Source organism: Collinsella sp. CLA-ER-H2, from assembly GCF_040092405.1.
GTDB lineage: Bacteria > Actinomycetota > Coriobacteriia > Coriobacteriales > Coriobacteriaceae > Collinsella.
In genome coordinates, this window is the sequence record NZ_JBBNLO010000001.1 from 102754 (window position 1) to 124566 (window position 21813).

General features: G+C 61.3%; 23 protein-coding genes. 1 reads left to right on the top strand and 22 read right to left on the bottom strand.

The annotated features are described in order from the left end of the window. Positions 1 to 23: 23 nt before the first annotated feature. Genes AAAX59_RS00510 through rpsP form a run of 8 tightly spaced genes read right to left on the bottom strand, consistent with a single transcriptional unit; the run spans position 24 to position 6504 of the window. On the bottom strand, positions 24 to 908 hold the full coding sequence (locus AAAX59_RS00510; protein WP_349069961.1) for a pyruvate, water dikinase regulatory protein: 885 nt from the start codon (positions 906 to 908) through the stop codon (positions 24 to 26). 34 nt (positions 909 to 942) lie between these two features. Next, positions 943 to 3039, bottom strand: coding sequence for a glycine--tRNA ligase subunit beta (gene glyS / locus AAAX59_RS00515; protein WP_349069963.1), 2097 nt, complete (start codon positions 3037 to 3039; stop codon positions 943 to 945). A 3-nt stretch (positions 3040 to 3042) separates the two neighbouring features. Next, positions 3043 to 3954: a glycine--tRNA ligase subunit alpha gene (locus tag AAAX59_RS00520; protein ID WP_006236091.1), complete on the bottom strand. Its 912-nt coding sequence runs from the start codon at positions 3952 to 3954 to the stop codon at positions 3043 to 3045. A gap of 59 nt (positions 3955 to 4013) precedes the next feature. After that, positions 4014 to 4577, bottom strand: a complete 564-nt coding sequence (gene lepB, locus AAAX59_RS00525; protein WP_349069966.1) for a signal peptidase I — start codon at positions 4575 to 4577, stop codon at positions 4014 to 4016. A gap of 2 nt (positions 4578 to 4579) precedes the next feature. Beyond that, positions 4580 to 5338 carry a tRNA (guanosine(37)-N1)-methyltransferase TrmD gene (trmD, locus tag AAAX59_RS00530; RefSeq protein WP_055285126.1) on the bottom strand — a complete coding sequence of 253 codons (759 nt, stop codon included), beginning with the start codon at positions 5336 to 5338 and terminating at the stop codon, positions 4580 to 4582. A gap of 10 nt (positions 5339 to 5348) precedes the next feature. Continuing rightward, positions 5349 to 5840, bottom strand: coding sequence for a ribosome maturation factor RimM (gene rimM / locus AAAX59_RS00535; RefSeq protein ID WP_226812527.1), 492 nt, complete (start codon positions 5838 to 5840; stop codon positions 5349 to 5351). Between the two features lie 34 nt (positions 5841 to 5874). Beyond that, complete coding sequence (locus tag AAAX59_RS00540) at positions 5875 to 6120, bottom strand: KH domain-containing protein (protein ID WP_171021534.1); 246 nt, start codon at positions 6118 to 6120, stop codon at positions 5875 to 5877. A 42-nt stretch (positions 6121 to 6162) separates the two neighbouring features. Beyond that, complete coding sequence (gene rpsP, locus AAAX59_RS00545; protein WP_022094749.1) at positions 6163 to 6504, bottom strand: 30S ribosomal protein S16; 342 nt, start codon at positions 6502 to 6504, stop codon at positions 6163 to 6165. Positions 6505 to 6705: 201 nt separating this feature from the next. Here rpsP and dinB point away from each other — a divergent pair, with 201 nt between their 5' ends. Continuing rightward, entirely contained in the window at positions 6706 to 7959 is a 1254-nt protein-coding gene (dinB, locus tag AAAX59_RS00550; protein ID WP_349069968.1) for a DNA polymerase IV, read from the top strand. 94 nt (positions 7960 to 8053) lie between these two features. Here the strand turns inward: dinB and rsfS are convergent, their stop codons facing one another. The 14 genes from rsfS to AAAX59_RS00620 all read right to left on the bottom strand — a co-directional run bounded on the left by rsfS (position 8054) and on the right by AAAX59_RS00620 (position 21717). Continuing rightward, the gene (gene rsfS / locus AAAX59_RS00555) at positions 8054 to 8509 is read right to left on the bottom strand and encodes a ribosome silencing factor (protein WP_349069971.1); all 456 of its coding nucleotides are present in this window, start codon (positions 8507 to 8509) and stop codon (positions 8054 to 8056) included. A gap of 27 nt (positions 8510 to 8536) precedes the next feature. Continuing rightward, entirely contained in the window at positions 8537 to 9070 is a 534-nt protein-coding gene (yqeK, locus tag AAAX59_RS00560; RefSeq protein ID WP_192934390.1) for a bis(5'-nucleosyl)-tetraphosphatase (symmetrical) YqeK, read from the bottom strand. 87 nt (positions 9071 to 9157) lie between these two features. Then, positions 9158 to 9835, bottom strand: coding sequence for a nicotinate-nucleotide adenylyltransferase (nadD, locus tag AAAX59_RS00565; RefSeq protein WP_089573445.1), 678 nt, complete (start codon positions 9833 to 9835; stop codon positions 9158 to 9160). Positions 9836 to 9838: 3 nt separating this feature from the next. Continuing rightward, a complete protein-coding gene (obgE, locus tag AAAX59_RS00570) occupies positions 9839 to 11305 on the bottom strand; it encodes a GTPase ObgE (RefSeq protein WP_349069973.1) in 1467 nt (488 codons plus the stop codon). 85 nt (positions 11306 to 11390) lie between these two features. Next, entirely contained in the window at positions 11391 to 11648 is a 258-nt protein-coding gene (gene rpmA, locus AAAX59_RS00575; protein WP_006236075.1) for a 50S ribosomal protein L27, read from the bottom strand. A 33-nt stretch (positions 11649 to 11681) separates the two neighbouring features. Further along, on the bottom strand, positions 11682 to 12056 hold the full coding sequence (gene rplU / locus AAAX59_RS00580; protein WP_035138585.1) for a 50S ribosomal protein L21: 375 nt from the start codon (positions 12054 to 12056) through the stop codon (positions 11682 to 11684). Between the two features lie 67 nt (positions 12057 to 12123). After that, positions 12124 to 12936 carry a TIGR03936 family radical SAM-associated protein gene (locus tag AAAX59_RS00585; RefSeq protein WP_117745946.1) on the bottom strand — a complete coding sequence of 271 codons (813 nt, stop codon included), beginning with the start codon at positions 12934 to 12936 and terminating at the stop codon, positions 12124 to 12126. Then, on the bottom strand, positions 12933 to 14810 hold the full coding sequence (locus AAAX59_RS00590) for a TIGR03960 family B12-binding radical SAM protein (protein WP_349069976.1): 1878 nt from the start codon (positions 14808 to 14810) through the stop codon (positions 12933 to 12935). The genes AAAX59_RS00585 and AAAX59_RS00590 overlap by 4 nt, the downstream gene beginning before the upstream one ends. A gap of 10 nt (positions 14811 to 14820) precedes the next feature. Next, a complete protein-coding gene (locus tag AAAX59_RS00595; RefSeq protein ID WP_117745944.1) occupies positions 14821 to 15750 on the bottom strand; it encodes a hypothetical protein in 930 nt (309 codons plus the stop codon). Between the two features lie 18 nt (positions 15751 to 15768). Next, positions 15769 to 16995: an FtsW/RodA/SpoVE family cell cycle protein gene (locus AAAX59_RS00600; RefSeq protein WP_022094759.1), complete on the bottom strand. Its 1227-nt coding sequence runs from the start codon at positions 16993 to 16995 to the stop codon at positions 15769 to 15771. 9 nt (positions 16996 to 17004) lie between these two features. Beyond that, entirely contained in the window at positions 17005 to 19074 is a 2070-nt protein-coding gene (mrdA, locus tag AAAX59_RS00605) for a penicillin-binding protein 2 (protein WP_349069977.1), read from the bottom strand. 13 nt (positions 19075 to 19087) lie between these two features. Then, positions 19088 to 19654, bottom strand: coding sequence for a hypothetical protein (locus AAAX59_RS00610; protein ID WP_349069979.1), 567 nt, complete (start codon positions 19652 to 19654; stop codon positions 19088 to 19090). Positions 19655 to 19665: 11 nt separating this feature from the next. Further along, entirely contained in the window at positions 19666 to 20607 is a 942-nt protein-coding gene (gene mreC / locus AAAX59_RS00615) for a rod shape-determining protein MreC (protein WP_117770377.1), read from the bottom strand. Between the two features lie 78 nt (positions 20608 to 20685). Then, on the bottom strand, positions 20686 to 21717 hold the full coding sequence (locus AAAX59_RS00620) for a rod shape-determining protein (RefSeq protein WP_006236061.1): 1032 nt from the start codon (positions 21715 to 21717) through the stop codon (positions 20686 to 20688). Positions 21718 to 21813 lie beyond the last annotated feature (96 nt).

Here is a 21813-nt window from a genome sequence, read left to right on the forward strand (position 1 = left end):
TTTTAATCCCCGTCCCAGAAAAATCATCTCAGGTACCGCTGTTGGGCTCGACGGGCGGCGCGGCGGGCGCGGGCTTCTTGGATTTCCTCCAAGTGGCTAATGATCTCGGCAGCGCTTTCCTCGATGGCCTTGCCGTCGGTACGCACCACAAAGCAGCCCAGGCGCTTCATGAGGGCACGGGCTTCCTCAAGCTCGCTGCGCACGCTCTCGGGCTCGGCATAGGAGCCGGCAACGGCACGAGCGTAGTCATCGCCCAAGCGGCTATCACGAATTTCGGAAATCACATCGACGGTCGAAATCAGGCCGAACAGGCGCATCGGGTCGACCTCGTAAATCGACTTGGGCGGCTCCATGCCATGGGCCAAAGGAACATTGGCAACCTTGTAACCTTGATAGGCCAGATACATCGACAGCGGCGTCTTGGACGTGCGCGATACGCCCAGCAGCACGATATCGGCACCCGACAGATCGTCGCAACCGCGCCCGTCATCGTGCTCAACGAAATACTCCATGGCCTCGATACGATGGAAATAGCGGTCATCGGTCTTGTGAATCACGCCCGCGACGCCCTTGGGCGGTACACCGATGAGCGACGACAGCACGGCGAGCGTCGGGCCGATCAGGTCGACCGAACGGATATGCAGCATGCCCAGGTAATCGAGCACACGAGCACGTAGCGCCGGGTCGACGATGGTATGGAACACGGCGATATCGCGATGGTCGGCATCGACGCGCGGCCCCACAAATGACTTGACCTGCTCCACAGAAGTCACCTTAGGCAGGCGCAAAACACAAAAAGCCCCTTCATCAAATTGCCCGGACGCCGCAAGCACCACCTCACAAGCGGTATCACCGAGCGAGTCGGAGATAACGATAACGGTGGGACGAGCGGTGACCGGGCAATCCATGCGGGGCTCCTTTTGCGCTTATGCGCAGGCTGGCTTACTTTTTGCGAGCAAGCTCACCGATGTTTGCGATGCCGGAGAAAACGACCTCGAAGCGGTTGAGCAGCTTAAGGCGATTATCGCGAAGCTGCTCGTCCTTGTCCATGACCATGACCTCGTCGAAGAAGCGGTCGATGGGGGCGCGCAGGGCCGCAAGGGCGGCAAATGCGGCCGGGTAATCCTCGGCAGCAAGGGCGGCGTCGACAGCGGTCTGAGCAGCCTCGGAGGCATCGGCAAGCGCGAGCTCGACCTCGCCCATCAGGGCGCGGTCGTACTCCGCGCCCAGCTCGGGCTTGGAGATGTGCGCGGCGCGGGCATAGGCGGTCGCCAGGTTATCGAACGTCTCAGCGTCGTTCTTGCGGGCCTCGTCGAGGGCGGCGCAGCGGGCGAAGAAGACGGACGGGGCGATGATGTGCACCGCGGAGACGGCGGCAACGGTATCGGCCGGGATCTTTTCGTCGCGGGCCATGCTCACCAGACGGCCGTGGAAGAAGTCGCGAACCTGCTGAGCGACCTCGGCGGCGTCGAACTCGATACCCTGCTCGCTGTAGAGCTCGAGGGCGAAGTCGATGAGCGACGTGGGGTCGATCAGCAGACGGTCGCGCAGGATGTTGATGATGCCGATGGCGGCGCGACGCAGCGCGTAGGGGTCGGAGGAGCCAGTCGGGGGCTCGCCGATGGCAAAGATACCGGCAATGGTATCGAGCTTGTCGGCACAGGCCACGATGCAGCCAGCGATGCCCTCGGGCAGCTCGTCACCGGCAAAGCGGGGACGATAGTGATCGCGGATAGCATGGGCGACCTCGTCGTTCTCCCCCATCGCGGTGGCGTAGTAACCGCCCATCACGCCCTGCTGGCTCGTGAACTCGACGACGGCGTTGGACACCAGGTCGGCCTTGCACAGGTGAGCGGCGCGAGCCGCATCGGCGGCCAGATGGGCACCCAGGTGAGCCTCGCGGGCGATGGCGAGCGCGAGCTGCTCGATGCGCTCGGACTTGGCGAGCACGCTACCGAGCTTCTCCTGGAAGGCGACCTTGGCCAGACGCTCGCGGAACTCGTCAAGGGAGATCTTCAGGTCCTCCTCATAGAAGAACTTGGCGTCGTCCAGACGGGCGCGCACGACGCGCTCGTTGCCGTCGATCACGCGCTCGGCATTCTCGGGCTTGCTGTTGGAGACGACTACGAACTCACGCGTGAGCTTGCCCTCGCCGTCATAAATCGGGAAGTAGCGCTGGTTGGTGAGCATGGACTCGCAGATGATCTCGTGCGGGACCTTGAGGAACTCCTCATCGAAGGTACCGACAAGCACCGTCGGCCACTCGCAGAGGTTAATGACCTCCTCAAAGACCTTCTTGGGCGTGTCGACATGGCAGCCGGGGCGCGCAGCCTCGACCTCGGCGATACCGGCAAGGATGGCCTCGCGACGACGCTCGGCAGAGAGCACGCCGGCGTCCTCGAGCACCTGCTCGTAGACGGCGGGGCTGGCGACCACATGGTCACCGGGGCCCAGAACGCGATGTCCGCGCGTGGTATTGCCACTCGTCACATCGGCAAACGACACGGGCACGACGTCCTCACCCAAAAGGCAGCAGATCCAACGGACCGGACGAACAAACGTAGCGTGCTCGTGGCCCCAGCGCTGCCTGCGGTAGTTGGGCCACTGCAGGCCGGCGATAGTCTTCTCGCACAGAGACGTCAGGATCGGCGTAGCCGGAGCGGAGGGAATGTTCTTCTCGGCGAACACGTACTCGCGGCCGTCGGTGTCCTCGCGACGGACCAGGTCCTCGGCAGCCACACCGCACTTGCGGGCAAAGCCCTGGGCGGCCTTGGTGGCGTTACCGTCGGCATCAAAGGCAATGTTTGCCGCGGGGCCGCGCTTGACCTCGTGAACCTCGTCGGTCGCGGTGGCGACGTCGGCAACGAGCGCAGCCAGGCGGCGCGGGCTCGAGATCACGCGGACCTCGCCGTGGGCCAGACCGGCCTCGTCGAGACCCTTGGCGATCATGGTGCCAAGCTGCTTGACGGCATTGTTCAGCGGTGCGGAGGGCATTTCTTCCGTACCGATCTCAAACAGGAAATCCTTAGCGTCTGCCATGGCTTACGCCACCTCGCCTTCCTGGTCGGCATTCTCGTTGACTCCGGCGACCTCGGCCATATAGGCCTCGCAGCACGCCTTGGCGACGGCGCGGACGCGCAGGATGTAGTTGGCACGCTCGACCGCGGACAGCGCGCCACGGGCATCGAGCAGGTTGAAGGCGTGGCTGCACTTCATGACGCAGTCGTACGCCGGCAGCGGAAGCTTGCGCTCCAGGCAGGAGTGGCACTCGGCCTCGTAGTCGTCAAACTTCTGACGCATCATCTCGACGTTGGCGACCTCAAAGTTATAGGCACTGAACTCGCGCTCGTTCTCGAGGAACACGTCGCCATAGGTCATGGGCGTTCCGTCGGGCAGATAGCTCCACACCAGGTCGTAAACGGAGTTGACGCCCTGAGCGTACATGGCGATACGCTCCAGGCCATAGGTGATCTCGACGGGCACGGGGTCGACCTCGATGCCGCCCACCTGCTGGAAGTACGTAAACTGCGTGACCTCCATGCCGTTGAGCCAGACCTCCCAGCCAAGGCCCCAGGCGCCGAGCGTCGGGCTCTCCCAGTCGTCCTCGACAAAGCGGACGTCATGGTCGTTGGGGTCCAGGCCAATGGCGGCAAGAGACCCCAGGTAGAGCTCCTGGGCGTTGACCGGCGACGGCTTGATGAGCACCTGGAACTGATAGTAGTGCTGCATGCGGTTGGGGTTCTCGCCGTAGCGGCCGTCGGCGGGACGGCGGCAGGGCTGCGCATAGCAGGTGCGCCACTCGGCGGGACCGAGCGAGCGCAGCGTGGTCGCGGTATGGAAGGTACCGGCACCGACCTCGGAGTCATAGGGCTGCATAATGACGCAGCCCTGCTCGCCCCAGTACTGCTGGAGGCGCAGGATGATGTCTTGGAAGGAAAGCGATGAAGCGTTCATGCCTCTAATATCCCCTCGTTGAAACGATTACACGGTTAGGTACTGTACTATAGCGGTTTTTAGTCGATAGCGCCCAGACGGTTGAGCGGCCAGTAACGCACGAGCGCCACGGCGATCAATTCGGAGCGGTCGACCGGGCCAAAGTAGCGGGAGTCAGCAGAGTTCTCGCGGTTGTCGCCCATCACCCACACGCACCCGTCGGGAACGGTGTAGGGATAGCTTACCTGAGCGCCGGGCGCTTGGACCGAAAGTGGCCAGCTCATGCCCATCGTATAGTCCTCGTCGAGCGCTTGGCCGTCAACGACCACCTTGCCATCCTGCAGGTCGACCGTCTGCCCGGCCGTGGCAATAACACGCTTGACAAGAACATCATGCTCGGAGGTGCCATCGGGGTTGTGAAACACCACGATATCGCCCTGCTTGACGGGCTGACCGAGCTCGAGGCTCACCTTTTGTGCCAGGATCTGGTCGCCAATCTCGATCGTGGACTCCATGGAACCGGTGGGTACCACAAAGGGTTCGACCACAAACGAGCGAATCAAGAAGGTAGCGACCAGTGCGATCGCGACGACCACGATCCACTCAAACGCACCCTTTAGCACGGAATGCTGCGATGGAACCATCCTCACTCCTCGCTCTGCGAATACGAAGCGTCCAGAATCTCCTGCGCGTAAGCGCGCTCCTCGGGCGTGAGCCGCGCCGTCTCAATCAGATCGGGACGCCAACGACAGGTGCGCTCGATGGCGTTCTTACGACGCCACGCATCGACCTTAGCATGATCGCCGCTCACAAGCACCGGAGGCACGCCCTCGCCGTTGAACTCGGCAGGACGGGTGTACTGCGCGTACTCGAGCAGGCCTCCATCCTCGGCGGTCGAGAACGACTCGTCCACGTTGCTCATCTCGTCGCCCAGGGCGCCGGGAATCAGGCGTACGACGGCATCGGCAACGACCATAGCGGGAAGCTCGCCGCCCGTAAGCACGTAGTCGCCGATCGACAGACGCTCATCGGCATACGCATACGCGCGCTCGTCGACGCCCTCGTAGCGACTGCACACAAACAGCAGGCGCTCACTTTTGAGCAGGCGCTCGGCCACATGCTGCGTAAAGGGCTCGCCACAGGGGGTGAAGAACACAACCGTGGGCTTGGGACCCTCTGCGCTAATGGCCTCGATGGCCTCCGCGATAGGCTCGACCTTCATGAGCATGCCCTGCCCGCCGCCGTACGGCTCGTCATCGACGGTACGATGGCGGTCGTGCGTCCAGTCGCGCAGGTTATACGCCTTAAAATCAAAAAGGCCGGCCTTGCGGGCGCGGCCCAAAATCGATGTGGACATGACGGGCTCAAACATCTCGGGAAAGACCGAAAGGGTCTCGATCAGCATGTTGTCCTCCCTACTTGTCCATATCGATCAGGCCGTCCATAACATGGACGGAAATTGTTCCTGTGTCGGGAAGATCGAGCACGACCTGCTCGATCACGGGAATCAGTACCTCGCCGTACCGATCGCCCTCGACAACCCAAACATCGTTAGCGGGCGTCGACATGATCTCGACGATCGTGCCGAGCGAACCGAAGCGCTCGTCGACCACCTCGCGACCCATCAGGTCGGTATAGGCAGCGTCGAGCGAATCGAGCTCAAAGTCGTCACGATTTGCCAGCACGTAGCATCCCGTGATGCCCTCGGCGGCCGTCAAGTCGTCAATGCCCTCAAACGAGACCAGATCGCCATCGCCCGTATCGGTGACGGACACGACCGTGCAAAAGCGGTCGCGCTTGAGCGCCGGCGGCGTCAGGGCGACGCGCATACCCGGCTCTAATACAGAAGGAAGCCCCCGCAGCGGCTGCGCGAGGACCTCCCCCTTCCTTCCGTGCGGCTTGACCACACGGGCGATGTTTTTGTACTGGGACCTCAAGGTCCTAGCCCAGAACCTCTACCTCGACAGCAGTGTCGAGGCGAGCGGCCAGTGCACGGGCGAGCGTGCGAATGGCCTTGATGGTACGGCCACGACGGCCGATGACCTTAGCGACGTCATCCTCGGCGACCGAAACCTCAATCGTAGAGGCGTCGTCACCATCGATGACCTCAAGGCTCACGGAATCCGGGTCGTCGACGATCTGAACAACGAGATATTCGACGAGATCGGCGATGCGATCTGAGAGCATTGCCTCACCCTCGAGCTGTGCAGCGTCAACCTCAGGCACGATTTACTCCTCGGCGCCCTCAGCGGCCTCAGCGGCAGCCTTAGCGGCCTCGGCCTCTTTGGCGAGCTGCTTCTTGGACTTCTTGACGACGGTCTCGGTCTTCTCGCCCTCGTTGGCGGCCTTGACCAGAGCGGCGACGGCGTCGGTGAGCTGAGCGCCCTTGGACTGCCAGTCGGCGATCTTCTCGAGGTCGAGGTTGATGGTCTTGGGGGCGGTCATCGGGTTGTAGCGGCCAACCTCCTCGATGATACGACCGTCACGCGGGGCGCGGGAATCGGCGACGACGACACGGTAGTACGGACGCTTCTTAGCGCCGTGACGAGCAAGGCGAATCTTGACTGCCAAAGGAAACTCCTCCAACCAAGCAGCTTTAGGCTGCAACTACAAACAAACAGTTGAACATAATACGCCATCGACGCGGGCAGGTGAAGTCCGTGAGACCAACTTCTTCGGTGTAGTCGAGGGCAAATCCATATCTTAGACAAGAATTCGGGATTTGCAAGCACATACACGCACCCCACATGAGCTGCGCGGTATACTCATGACATGGAAATACGCGAACATACATACGGTTATGAGGATGCCATGGGCGTCACGCCGCCTCCCTGGACGGGTCCGGCGGTGGGCCTCATGGACCTCGATGCGTTTTTTGCGAGCGTGGAGATGCTCGACCATCCCGAATGGCGCGGAAAACCGCTCATCGTGGGCGGAGACGCCGATTCGCGTGGCGTCGTGTCCACGTGTTCATATGAGGCACGTCGCTTTGGCGTGCACTCCGCCATGCCCTCGGCCGAGGCACGGCGTCTGTGTCCTCAGGCCATTTGGACGCACGGGCATTTTGATCGCTACCGCGAGGTGAGCGCGCAGGTCATGGCGATTCTTGCCGAGGAGACGCCGCGCGTGGAGCGCGTATCCATCGACGAAGCCTTTATCGATATCACACCGGGTCGCTTTGCGCCCGAAGACCCGTTGCTGGTTGCGCGGCGTATAAGCGACCGCGTGGCAGCGCTGGGAGTGACGTGCTCCATTGGTGTGGGCTGCAACAAGACGGTCGCAAAGATCGCAAGCGAGCGGGATAAGCCGTTTGGGCTGACCATCGTGCGCCCCGGCACCGAGCAGCGCTTTTTGGCCGCGCTGCCGGTATCTGCCATGAGCGGCATAGGGCGCTCGGCCGAGGAGCGACTGCGCCGCATGCGCATCTACACCCTCGGCGAGCTTTCGCGCGCGCCTGAGTCCACACTGGCCTCTATTTTTGGCGTCAACGGCGAACGCATGCGCCAGCGTGCGCTGGGACTCGAAATCTCCGAAGTCACGAGCCTCGATGAAGAGCGCGAGGTCAAGTCGGTCAGCAATGAACGCACCTTTGCTAAAGATTTGACTGAGCGTGGGGATATTGAGGCGGCGATTGCGCTGTTGGGAGAGTCAGTGGGACGCCGCCTGCGCCGTCAGGGGCTGACGGGTGCCACGGTAACGCTCAAGCTTAAATATTCGTATGGCAGCGGACGCTCGGCGCAGCGGCGGCTTCCACACCCCACCGATGATGAGAATATCTTTGTTGCCGTAGCGCTCGAGCTGCTCGACAATATCTGGCAGGAAGGCATGCATGTGCGCCTGGCGGGCATCGGCATGAGCGACTTCGACCACCAAGGCGGCATCCAAACCGACCTGTTCTGCGAAGTCGATGACCGCGGGGCCCAATCCAGCGACCGACGCGACCTCTCCGTCGCCATCGACGCCGTCCGAGACAAATTCGGCGACACCGCCCTATCCTTCGGCCGCCAATCCCGCTTCAACGATTAGTCCCTGAGGCAAAAAGAAAGCCGGGTAGCTGCGGAAAACCGCAACTGCCCGGCGATATGCGTGAGGGTAGCTAAACCCCGTCTCAAATGAGCTACTAGAGGAGGTTGAGGGGGAGCTGGGGGGCGTCTCCCCAGAGTTTCTCGAGGCGGTAGAAGTCGCGGGCTTCGGGAGTGAAGACGTGGACGACAACCGAACCGTAGTCCATGAGCATCCAGGTCTTCTGCTCGCGACCCTCGATGGAGAACGGGTGCTCGCCGCAAGCCTCGGCGACCTTCTCCTCGATCTCGTCGACGATAGAATCGACCTGGCGGTTGTTGGTACCGGTGGCAAGCACAAAGTAGTCGCATACGTCGGAAAGCTCGGTCAGGTCGAGCACCTGAACGTCCTCGCCCTTCTTGTCGTAGGCGGCCTGTGCGGCGGCGCGGGCGACATCCTCGGCGGCGACACCGCTCGCGGACAGCGAGGCGGCAGTGCGGTCGGACGTGGCGGCGAAGCTCTTGTGCTCCACATGTTCAAGAATCTGCTCGTCGGTCATGATCTCGTCGGCCATGGAATACCTCTTTCTAGACAGCCCGAGCTAGCGCAGCTGGGCGTAATGGTTGTAAATCGAAATAGCCGTGGGATAAAGATAGCGCCCGGACTGGATCACATAGACCAAACCCTGCGCAAAACAGGAGAAGAACAACTCGTCGAGCGACGACTCCCCCACCATCTTGCGCAGCGCATGCGCATAGTCGCCGTGGCGGTTGGGCTCGATGGCATCGGCCACAAAGACCACCATATCGAGCGGCGTCATGTCGCAAGCGCCCACGGTATGACGGTCGACAGCCTGGAAAACGGCCGGCGACAACTCGGGGAAAAGCTGCGGAAGCTCATAGGCGGCAACAGGACCATGCAAAAGCGGCGTCGCGGCGGAAGGAGAACCGGCAATCTTAATGCCGTAATGCAGAGCGCGCGTAACCAGCTCGTCGTCGGAGAGCACTTTGTCCCAGTCGTGGATCAGACCGGCAGCAGCGGCATCAAAGCGGTCAACGCCGTAGACCTCGGCCAGATGAAGTGCGGTCTCGGCAACACCCAGCGAATGCACATAGCGCTTGCGCTTATCCTTCATGCGAACATCGAGCAGCTCTTGAATGCGCTTGAGCAGTGCGCGCTCATCGCCCTCAAACTGATCCTCTACCGACAACGTAGACCCCCATCACTCAAAATCTTCTTGGCCCAAATCGGCATATAGCCTGCGTTTGCGAATGTAGCCGAGCACGGACTCGCTCGTAAGATAGCGCACGCTCATGCCGCGGGCAACTCGCTTACGAATGTTCGTCGAGCTGATCGCCAGCGCCGGAATCTGAATATAGCGCACGTCGAACGGCAGCCCCGACTCTTTGATTCGGGCACGCGCTGTATCGATATCAAAGCCCGGTCGTGTCGCCGCAATAAAGGTAGCAAGCTCAGCGATTCGTTCGGCATCATGCCAGGTCACGATATCGATAATCGCATCGGCGCCCGTAATAAAGTAGAGCTTTACCTGCGGCGGGTAAAAGTCGCGAAGGGCATGAAGCGTATCAGCCGTATAGGTTACGCCCGGGCGGTCGATCTCGAACCGGCTCGCCAAAAAGGCCGGGTTCGCGGCGGTGGCGAGGACCGTCATGGCATAACGGTCCTCGGCAGGCGTCACCGGCTTGTCAAGCTTAAAGGCAGGCGTGCCCGCCGGCATAAAGAGCACGGCATCCAAGTCGAGGGACTCACGCGCCTGCTCAGCGGTCACCAGGTGCCCGTAATGGATGGGATCAAAGGTGCCACCCATAATGCCGAGCCTAAACTCCTGCCCGTCCTCTAGAGGAAGCTCGGGCAGACCGATTCCACCGCGCAGCGACATGGCTTACTCGCCCTCCGAGGTCTCGGCATCGTCCTCGGCATCCGCCGCATCGACAACCTCGACGCCCTCATCCGCAGCATCGGCCACGTCAATGGCCTCGACGGCAACGTCCTCGCCAGCATCCTCGAGCTCTTCGTACTCCGAGAAGTCCTCGGCGCCCTCAAAGTCAAAAGCGCGCTGGCAAATGCGGACCTCGTCGCCCGCACGGCAACCGGCCTTCTCGAGCGCGTCGTCAACACCCATACGCGCAAACTTATGCTGCAGGTAAATGACGGCTTCCTCGTTTTCCCAGTCGGTCTGGATGACCATGCGCTCGATGGCACGACCGACCACGCGGAAGGCACCGGGCTCTTCCTGGACAATGCGGAAACGCTTCTCGCGCTGCAGGCGGCGACGCTCCCACTCCTCGTCGCGCAGATCGACCGGCTCATCAGAGACCGCCAGCTCGGCGCGAAGCTTAGCCACCTGCTCGCCCACGGCAAGCATCAGCGTGTTGAGGCCGGCGCCCGTAACAGCAGACACGGCAAAGAACATATGGCCATCGTCGAGCGCCGCACGCTTAAGGTCGGCAATCTTGTCGGCCGTGCCCGGCACATCACACTTGTTGGCAACGACGATCTGCGGACGCTCCGAAAGCTCGGCGCCATACTGCTCGAGCTCGCGGTTGATGATGCGATAGTCCTCGACCGGATCGCGATCCTCAAAACCACCCGTCATATCGACGACGTGCATGATGAGTGCCGTACGCTCAATGTGGCGCAGGAACTGGTGACCCAGGCCCTTGCCCTCGCTCGCGCCCTCGATGAGACCGGGGACGTCGGCAACGACGTAAGAATATTCGCCGGCACGCACCATGCCGAGGTTCGGCACGAGCGTGGTAAACGGGTAGTCAGCAATCTTGGGGCGGGCGGCACTCATGCGCGCAATGAGCGATGACTTACCCACCGAGGGAAAGCCCACAAGCGCGGCATCGGCCATAAGCTTCATCTCGAGCTCGATCCAGTGTTCCTCGGCAGGCTCGCCGAGCTGGGCAAAGGCCGGAGCGCGACGCACCGACGTCACAAAGTGTGTGTTGCCCAGACCGCCGGCACCGCCGGGCGCCACGACGACGCGCTCGCCGTCGTGCACCAGGTCGGCAATCTCGAACATCGGGGTCTGCGTCTCGGGATCGAGCTCGCGCACCACGGTACCCATAGGGACCTTGAGAATCAGGTCCTCGCCGCTCTTACCGTTACGACGGGCACCCTGCCCGTGCGTGCCGCGCTCGGCGCGGAAGTGATGCTTAAAGCGGTAATCGATCAGCGAAGACAGCTGAGCATCGGCCTGGATGACGACATTGCCGCCACGACCGCCGTCGCCGCCATCGGGGCCGCCCTTGGGGACAAATGCCTCGCGCCTAAACGACATGCATCCGGCTCCGCCGTCGCCGCCGCACACGTTAATGCGGCTGATATCGGTGAACTGTGACAACAGAATCGCCTCCTACAAAAAAGAGGGAGACCCTTGAATCCTAAAACTCAAGTGCCTCCCACATATGTGCTCTATGAAGGGTGAATTACGCGTTCGCGAGCGGGCGTACGCTGACCCTGTGCTTGATACCCTTGTGGAACTCAACGGTACCGTCGACCAGCGCGAACAGCGTGTCGTCCTTACCACGGCCAACGTTCTCACCCGGGTGGATGTGCGTGCCGTGCTGACGGACGAGAATCGTGCCCGTGGTTACCGTCTGGCCGGCATAGCGCTTCGTGCCAAGGCGCTGACCGCGGGAGTCACGGCCATTACGGGAGGAACCGAGTCCTTTTTTGTGTGCCATTGTGTATACCTACTCTTTCGTTACGAGTGTAATCTACTCGGCGACGGGAGCCTCGGCAACAGCCTCGGCCTCTGCCTTGACAGCCTTCTTGGCGCGGGACGTAGCCTGGACCTTCACGATCTTCAGCTTGGTGAGCTGCTGACGGTGACCCTTCAGACGACGATAGCGCTTACGCTTGTGGAACTTGAAGACCAGCTGCTTCTCGCCCTTGAACTGCTCAACGATCTGAGCGGTAACCTTGGCCTTGGCCAGCTTGTCGGGATCGGTGACGATCTTCTTACCATCGTTGAGGAAGATAACCGGCAGGGTGACCTTGTCGCCCTCATTGCCCTCGATCTTCTCGACGGTGATGACATCGTCGGTGGCGACCTTGTACTGCTTGCCGCCCGTGTTAACGATTGCGTACATGTTTACTTGCCCTTCATGCATCAGTTAGTGCAACAGCCGAATATAGTAGCAGGCGAAAATACCCCCGTCAACGAGTATGTGGAGCAAATCCACAAGTTCGCACAGGTATGGGGCTGACGAGTCGGCCCTCGTCGTCCTCGCATGCTTGATTCTGACGCTCGACATCGTAGGAGCAGATGGTCACGAGGTCTTGCATACCGGTGGAAACAATAGGTGCATCCACACCCGGGGTCAAGCCCTGCAACAAAACATCAGCAGCAGAAAGCAAAATTTCCGGACGCATAGAGCCCTCGTTGTCGGCATGGGTGTCGAGCATGAGAACCAAATGGTCCGGGCGCTCCCCCGCCGTGAGCTCATAGCCAACGAGCGTGTGATCCAAATCCAAGCGCTTGCTCTTTTTGCCGCGCGCGTAGTCGATGCCATGATCCGCGCGCAGCGTGTCGATCGCACGACGCACCTCGTCGGCGCTTACGGGCGCCTCGGGATCCAGGTGTAAGTCGATGCGATACGACAGGCGCGTGAGCTGCGCCGTCAATGCCGGCGTGCGCACGTCGATGTACGCCGCCTCGATGGGCGCCAGATCGGCCGGAGACGCCGCAGCCAGGCGCTCAAACGCCTCGTCGAGCGCCACGAACTCGGTCATAAACAGGTCATACCACTCGCAGGTCGACGACGTACCAACCGGTAGCGCCGAAGAGAAGCCCACGCGCATGTGCGGAGAGAAGCCCTGCGTGACGGCATAGGGAAGTCCCGCACGGCGCACGATGCGCTCAATGGTATGGATCACTTCGAGATGGCCCAGGTACTTAAGGCGATCGCGCTTGCCATAGCGAACACGAAGTCTAAAGAGCGTGGGGTTGTCGGTCAGGCGCTCACTCATGCGCGATCACCCATCAATACATTCTTGGCGTGGAGCGTGGGGCAGATCCCGCAGCCGGTGCACGACGTACGGGTGCAGTCGGGAGTCGTGACGCCCTCGAGCGAGCGACGGTACTCGCGCTCGAGGAAACCGCGCGTGCAGCCGGGGCTCACATGCTCCCACGGCAGGCGCCAGTCCAACTCGTAGGGCAGGTGCACGAGCTCATTGAGGTCGATGCCGTTTTTGGCAGCAGCCTCCTTCCAGTTATCGAGCGAGAAATGCTCTACCCAGGCGTCAAAGCGAGAGCCCGAGCGCCAAGCATCGATGATGACGGGCGTCATGTCGCGACCGGCGCGGGACAGCGCGGCCTCGATGAGCGAAGTCTCGGCATCGTGGTAATGCACGCGGACGGCACGGTTGCGAACGCTCGTGATAAGCAGCTTCTGGCGACGCTTGACGTCGTCGTAGTCGAGCTGCGGGCACCACTGGAACGGCGTGGCGGCCTTGGGGATAAAGACCGAAACCGAGATGGACACCGAGATCGAGCCGCGACGAGCCTTGGGCACCACGGAACGACCGAGCTCCAGCACGTGATCGGCCAGATTGGCGATGGCCACGATGTCCTCGTCGCGCTCGCCGGGAAGGCCCATCATAAAGTAGAGCTTCATGCGGTTCCAGCCGGCCTCGAAGGCCGCCTTGGCCGCACGGTCCAGGTCCTCCTCGGTCACGTTCTTGTTAATGATGTCGCGCATGCGCTGGCTGCCGGCCTCGGGCGCGAACGTCAGTCCGCCCTTCTTTTCGCCGGCGACCGACTCGGCCATATCCACGCCAAACGAATCCAGGCGCTGCGACGGAATAGACACGCGAATACCCGTATCCTCCAGGCGACGGTTGAGCCTGCCGAGCACGTCGCGAATGCAGGAGTGGTCGGTCGTGGAGAGCGAGGTCAGCGACACCTCGTCATAGCCAGTCTTTTCCAGACCCTGAATCACCGACGAGACAATCTGGTCGGCCGAGCGCTCGCGCACCGGGCGATACGTCATGCCAGCCTGGCAAAAACGACAGCCGCGGGCGCAGCCGCGCAGGATCTCGATAGACAGGCGGTCGTGGACCAGCTGCGCATAGGGCACGCACGACTGCGACAGCGGATTCGTGGCGCCGAAATCCTCGACGACGCGCTTGTAGACCACGGTCGGCGCATCCTTGCCCTCACGCGGCACGGTGTAGCCATGCGGCGAGCAGGGCTCGTCGTGACGAACCTCATAGAGCGACGGCACGTAGTTGCCGGCAATGGATGCAAGCTGCTCGACAATCTGCGCGCGCGGGACCCCTTCGTCACGCAGGCGGCGATGCAGCTGGCAGGTCTCGAGCAGCGATTCCTCGCCCTCACCGATGAGGATGGCATCGAAGAAGGCCGCGTACGGCTCGGGGTTGTACACCGAGGGACCGCCGGCGATGATGATTGGGTCGTCTTCACCTCGGTCGGCCGCTAACAGCGGAATGCCAGCGAGGTCCAAAGCCTCGAGGAAGTTCGTCACCGCCATCTCGTGCGGCACATGCAGACCGACGATATCAAACGAAGCGACCGGCGCTGCACCCTCGAGCGATAGCAGCGGAATACCCGCCTCGCGCATGGCGTCGCCCATATCGGGCCACGGCACATAGCCGCGCTCGCAGGAGATGCCCTCGGCCTGGTTAAGGATGTTGTAGAGGATGGCGATGCCCTGGTTGGGCAGACCGACCTCGTACACATCCGGATAGATCAGGCAGCAACGGTAGTCGGCATCGGCCTTGGAAAGCGTGCCCCACTCGTGATCGATATAGCGGCTCGGCTTCTCGACCTTGGCGAGCAACGGCTCAAATAAATGAAAACAGTCTTGGTATGCAACGCGCAACGGAAAACCCCTAAGCAGCGAGATCGGATGCGTCTTGGTAGGACGCCATAGGACGGGTAGCGCCCGCGACCGTGGTCACCAGATCGCGAACGCGGGAGAACGTGGCAGTGACCACCTCGTTGGCACGGCTGTAGTCGACATCGCGCTCGTAGAGCGAAACAAGCGCACGGCCCATGCCGTAGGTGCCCGCGGCAGCAGTGAGCGCCTTGACGGCAAACCCAATATGCGGCGTCTGTTTGACGAGCGCGCGGGTGACCGCGCGGATCACAAGACCGCCGGCAAGCACGCCCGCGACCTCGTAGCCGCGCTCAGGCTTAATGCCGCGTCCAAAGACGGCAGCGAGCTCAAAGAGCATGCCCACCTGCGCCAGCGCCATAACGGGATAATCGGCGCCTGGCAAAAACACCAGTGCACCGGTCGCCATATTGGTGAGCGCGCACGAGGTGATGATACGATTGGCCGCCGCGATGCGCATGAAGGCAAAGTTCGCCGCAAAAGCCGTTTCCTTGTCGGTGCGGTCGAGAATCCAGCGGGCAAGCGTCTCGAGCAGATACGTCTTATCGATTGCCGCTACCACGCCGAGCATGGGCGTGGACTCCTCGATAAACGGCACCTCCACAGCAGACTCGGCAAGCACGCACACGGGCGCGCCGGCGATCACGAGCTCCTGCACGGCACTCTCCAAGCGGTCGGAACCACACGAGAGCACCAGCACCACATCGGTATCGGTCTTTGGAGCAATTCGCTCCTCCCCCAGACGCTCGACGCGCACAATGCCCGAGGTCGTCTGCGGCACAAAGGCGTCACGCACCGTCTCGGCCAGAAAGCGCGAGGCGGACGAATCCAGATAGACCGAGACGCGCACCGGCGTATCGGAATCCTTCTTAACGGACGCGCCCATCTTAAAAGCGCGGGTCAGCTTATCTACGGGAATTTTCATAGCAAACCCCTCCAGCGGTTACGCGGCGCCCGAACGATGCCGCCATATGGATTGTACGATACCCACCGTCAACAGCTGAATCATCATCGAAGACGAACCGAAGCTAATAAACGGTAGCGGAATACCGGTAATCGGCATCATGCCGATGCACATGCCGATGTTTTCGAAAGTCTGGAACGCCCACATGCCAACGATGCCCACACACGAAAGACGCAAAAACAGCGACTCGCACTTAAAGGCGACGCGAATCGTCGAAAAGATCAGCAGCACGTAGAGGCACAGGAGCAAAAAGGAACCGCAAAAGCCAAAGGTCTCGGACAGGAAGGCGAAGACGAAGTCGGTGTGGAACTCAGGCAGAAAGCCGCCGGCCGACTGCGTCGCATGCCCCAGGCCCTTACCAAAGAAGCCGCCCGAGCCAACGGCGATAAGCGACTGCTGCAGGTTGTAGGCATCGTCCGAATCGGCATTATCGGGGTCGATAAAGACCGTCAGACGGTTCATCTGATACTGCTTGATGAGCACATCGTGGCCGAGCAACGAATCAAAGACCGAATCAAGCGCCAGGACGAGGGCCACCAGGCCCACGAGCAGGGCCAGGGTCGACAGCACCCATTCGCGGCGTGCACCGCTCATGCAGATGACGATGGCGCCCGAAACCAGCACGACCAGGCCCGAGCCCAGGTCACCCATGGCAACGACGGCCAAAAACGGAATGGACAGCATGCCGCAGAGCTTGACGTAGTCGCGAACGGTATCGATGCGACCGTTATACTGCGAGCCAAGCGTAGCAATAAAGAAGATGGTGATGAGCTTGGCAAGCTCAACCGGCTGGAACGTCAAGCCGATACCGGGAATCTTGATCCAGCCCGTCATGCCCAGACCGCCCGTATAGGACAGACCCGGAATCTTGGGCGAGAAGATCACGATCAGGTCGATGACGAGCAACGCCGTCGAGAAATTGGAAATACCGCGCAGGTCGGTTCGCCAGACGAGCACCGCCAGCACCGCTCCGATGCCAATTCCCAGCAAATGGCGCGAGAACGAAGCATCGGCCTTAAACTGCGAAGCCGACCAGATAATGATGGCACCGTAGGCGACGAGCGCCACAGTAGCCACGAGCACACCGATATGCACCTTTTGGCGAAACGTGCCGCGCGAGGCCGAAAGTTGCTTGTTGACGCGGTCCAGGCTGCTGCGAGAGCCGGTCTTGGTTGAACGGAACAGATCCGCCGGAGAAAAATCCATCGCAACCTCCTATCGAACCGAAGAATCGCCCGAGGCCGAAGAGGTATCGGGCTCGTCATAAATCACGCCGAGCACGTCGCGCACGACATGCATCGCGGTATCTGAGCCACCGCCGCCCTGCTCCAGGACGGTAGCGATGACATACTTGGGATCATCGGCCGGTGCATAGGCGCAGAACCACGCGTATTCGTCCTCGCCACTTTTCTCGCCCGTGCCCGACTTGCCGTATACCTGCGGCGTCAGGGTGCCAAAGTGCGCCGCCAGGGACGTCGATGCCGTGTAAATCACGTCGTGCATGCCGTTGCGAACAAGAGCCAAATCCGAATCGCTGTTGATCTTGGCCTCCAGGCGCTTCTTCTTGCCCTTGCCATTGTACTTATAGGCATCGCCGTCGCCATCGCGCGACACGGCAGACAAAAATACGTGAGGCACGTACTGTTTGCCGCCGTTGGCAAGACCCATATAGGCGCACGCCATCTGCAGGGGCGTCACCAGGATGTCGCCCTGGCCGATAGCAATGTTGGTCATATCGCCGGCATTCCACTTGCGGTCCTCGGCAGAGGCGTCGGTGAAGTATGACTCTTTCCACTCGGCATCGGGAATACGACCCGCGCCCTCACTCGGCAGATCGATACCGCAGGTCTTGCCTAGGCCCCAGCGACGAAAGACCTCCTGCAGGCCCTCGGGATGTTGCTCGTCATAAAAGAACGCCTTACCCATGTCGTAGAAGACGGGGTCGCACGAGTTGGCGATACCCGACTGCAGCGTCATGGTGCCGTGGCCAGACGTCAGCCAGCAGCGCTTGCCCCAAGCCTTGCCCAGACCCGTCCAATAACCCGTGCAGTTGGTTGTCTGCGTTGAAGTGTAGGTTCCAAACTCAAGACCGGCCAGTGCCGAGAGCGGCTTGATGGTCGAGGCCGACATGTACTGTCCGCTAATGGCGCGGTTGAGCAGCGGGTGCGAACCCTTGTCATCATTGAGCTCGGTCCACACGTCATTTGAGACGCCGCCGATAAAGACGGACGGATCGAACTTGGGCTGGCTCGCCATGCCCAGGATCTCGCCATTGTTGGGATCGAGACACACCACAGCGCCGTTGCCGGCATTGCTGTAGCCAGTGGTCTTGGCAAGCTCGATAGCGCTCGCCAGCGCCGTCTCACAGGCCTGTTGGATCTTAAGGTCGAGCGTGAGCTTAATGTCGGAGCCGGCCTTCGCGGGCACGGCGCCGGCCTGACCGGTCACATTGCCCGAGGCATCGACCTTGACGGTCTGCTCGCCACGAATACCCTGCAGCAGGTTTTCGTAGTAGCTCTCAACGCCCGCCTGGCCCACGATATCGCCCGACTGGTACGTAATCTTGCCAGCAGAAGCATCATCATCGCCAGAGGTTTTCTTATTCTGGGCCTCGAGCTGCTCGGAGGTAATGGTGCCGGTATAGCCCAAGATATGGCATGCCGTCTCACCGTATGGATACTGGCGCTCGGTACGCTCGGCAATCTTGACGCCCGGGAACTCGCCGGCGTGTTCCTTGATATAGGCAACCGTGGAGCGACGGACGTCCGTCGCGATGGTATGCAGGCTCTGGGCGCCCTCTGTATTGTCCTGAATATTGCGAAGGACCGCCACATAAGGCATTCCAAGCACGTTGGCAAGATGGCGAACCAGAACCTCATCCTCGGCAAGGTCGCGGTAGGCCACGACAGCAAGTGAGGGACGGTTCTGGACAAGCGCCACGCCATTGCGGTCGAGGATGCGGCCGCGCACAGCGGGTGTGGTAACGGTGCGAGTCTGATTACTATTGGCCTGCTTCTCGTAATAGTCCGACGAGACCATCTGCATGCCCCACAGCTTGACGGCAAGTGCCGCAAACATCGCGCCCACACCCGTGGTGAGGATGGAAAAGCGGCCCTTAAAGTCGGTCGCCGCGGTATTGCCCTCGCCCTCGGTGGCGCGCGGGGCCGTTCCATGCTGTGTATCGTAGGTAAAACGGGAATCGCCTCGACGCATGATGACCAGCGCGACCACGATGGCCACAACCAGCACGATACCGGCGATAATAACCGTCATCTGGGAAGACATCTACGGGCCTCCCCTATTTGAGCTTGCGGGTCTTGGGCTTAAAGCGCATACCCGTCTGGCGTCCGCCACGTGCGGAGAATCCATAGCCGGACTGCGGCACGACGCCGGACATCAAAAACGGAATGGCAACCAGACCCGTCAGGATCGAGGACGGCAGCGCATGGCCGAAGATCGCCACGACAAAGCTCGTCTCCAAACCCATAAACAGCAAGACGATGCTGTAGATCACATTAATGACGAGCGCGAAGGCGCCCACCGTGACGCCGCGCGCACTCGGGGTACCGCCCGTCTGACCGACGGCGCTGTGCACCAGGGCAAAAGAACCCACGGTCAGCAGGAGCGACATAACGCCCACCGGCACGGCAGCGGACAGGTCATAGAACAAGCCGCTGCAAAAACCGTACACGACGGCACGGGTCGGGTCGCCCGAGAACACGCTTAGGCACACCAGGATAATCATGAAGTTGACGCGACCGCCCGCAATGGAGATCTGCGGTGCCAGGCCTGCCTGCAGCAGCACGCACACGATGGCGGCGATTACAAACGTACGGGAGCTCATCCCCTGCTCGTGTAGATCCATGGACATGCCCCCTATTCGCTCGAGCCGGAATCGGTCGTCTCGGACGCGTCGGAACTGTCATCCGAACTCTCGTCCTTCGTCTTGGTCGCAGCGTCGCGCGACGTTCCCTGCGGCGTGCTATTAGCGGTGCTCACGTCCTCATCCGAAGCCGACTGTTCGTCGGTCAGCGAGGTGATGACCAGCACTTCCTCGTTGTTCTCGGCCGTGGTCTGAGCGCGCACCACAATGGTGTAGTACACGTCGTTTGCCGACTTCTCAACCGACGAGACGGTGCCGAGCGGTAGACCCTTGGGGAATACACCGCCAATGCCCGAGGTCACGATGATGTCGCCAACCTTAACATCGGAGTCGACGCTCACGTACTCAAGACGCAGCGTGCCGTCAGCCTGACCCTGCAGCATGCCCTGGGCGCGCGTGTCCTGTACCATGGCGGACACACCCGAGTTCTCGTCGCCAATCAGGCGCACGGTAGAGGTCTTGGCCGATACCTCGATAATCTGACCGATAACACCGGCAGAACTCGTCACGGGCATGTTGATGGTAAGGCCGTCGGCAGAGCCCTTGTCGATGGTTACGGTCGAGGTCCAGGCATCGCCCGAGGCACCAACGATACGAGCAGCGGTCGATTTGAGGTTATAGGTCGACTGCAGGCCGACCAGCCCCTCCAGACGCTCGGCGGTCTTTTGAGCCTCGGAGAGCTCAGCAACCTTAGAGGTCAGCTCCTCGTTTTGCTTCTTAAGCTCGTCAAGCGTGTCCTGCGACGCCGTAAGGTTAGAGAACACGTTGCCGATCGCATTGAAGGGGGCCGCCACAGCCGAGCCCACAAAGCGCACCGGCGAGGTAATCGTCGTCACGCCCGAACGCACGGCATGAATCGGTCCTGCCTCGCCCTCGCGGATGTAAAACGTGAGCAGCAACACCGAAATCAGGCTGAAAACAATCAACGGGCGCATACCCGTTGATTGTCGCTTGGTATTCAGATTTGTGGAGAAACCCGAAGATCGTGCCAAATGGAATCCACCTTTTGGAAATTAAGCATTGGTCTGGACGAAGCCGCCATCAAACGCATTGGCCTCGAGCACGCGGGCACAGCCGTTAACGACGTTATCGAGCGCCGTGGGGCTGACGTTGACCGAAACACCGGTCTCATCGCGCAGGCGCACGTCGAGACCGCGCAGCAGCGCGCCGCCACCAGTCAGCAAAATACCGTAGTACATAAGGTCCGAGGCAAGATCGGGAGGCGTAGCGTCGAGTGCGTCCTTGACGGCCTTGGCCATCTCGTCGAGCGGCTTGTTGAGCGCGCGACGAATCTCCTCGCTCTCGATGCGCACGGTCTTGGGCAGACCGGTGATCACGTCGCGGCCGTTGACCTCGACGTCGAGCTCGTCCTTGAGCGGCACGGCGGAGCCGACCTTGATCTTGATGTCCTCTGCCGTACGCTCGCCGATGGCCAAGTTGTAGGCATCACGAACGTGCGTGAGGATGGCCTGATCGAACTCGTCGCCGGCAATACGGATGGACTGCGAGACGACGATGCCACCCATAGCGATAACGGCAACCTCGGTGGTACCGCCACCGATGTCGATGACCATGGAGCCGGTGGGTTCCTCGACGGGCAGATCGGCGCCGATAGCGGCAGCCATGGGCTCCTCGATCAGGTAGGCCTGGCGAGCGCCAGCCTGGATCGTGGCCTCAAAGACAGCACGCTTCTCGACCGACGTGACGCCGGAGGGAACGCAGACGACAACGCGCGGACGCGGGGTCCACGGATAGCGCTTCTCGGACGCCTTGTCGATAAAATAGCGAAGCATAGCCTCGGTAACATCGAAGTCGGCGATGACGCCGTCCTTCAGGGGACGAACGGCCACGATGTTGCCGGGCGTACGGCCGAGCATGCGCTTTGCCTCGATACCGACCGCCAGGATGCGCTCGTCGTTCTTATCGATGGCGACGACAGAGGGCTCGCGAATGACGATGCCCTTGCCGCGCACGGAGACAAGCGTATTTGCGGTGCCGAGGTCGATGGCAAGATCGCCCGCATAGCTACCGAAGAACATATCCATCAAAGAAAACAACGCAACTCCTGATGTGTTGGATGATTGCTGGAAAACTACTAGCTCATGATAGTAGCGCAAGCCCGGCACCTCACTTGCGGTGAA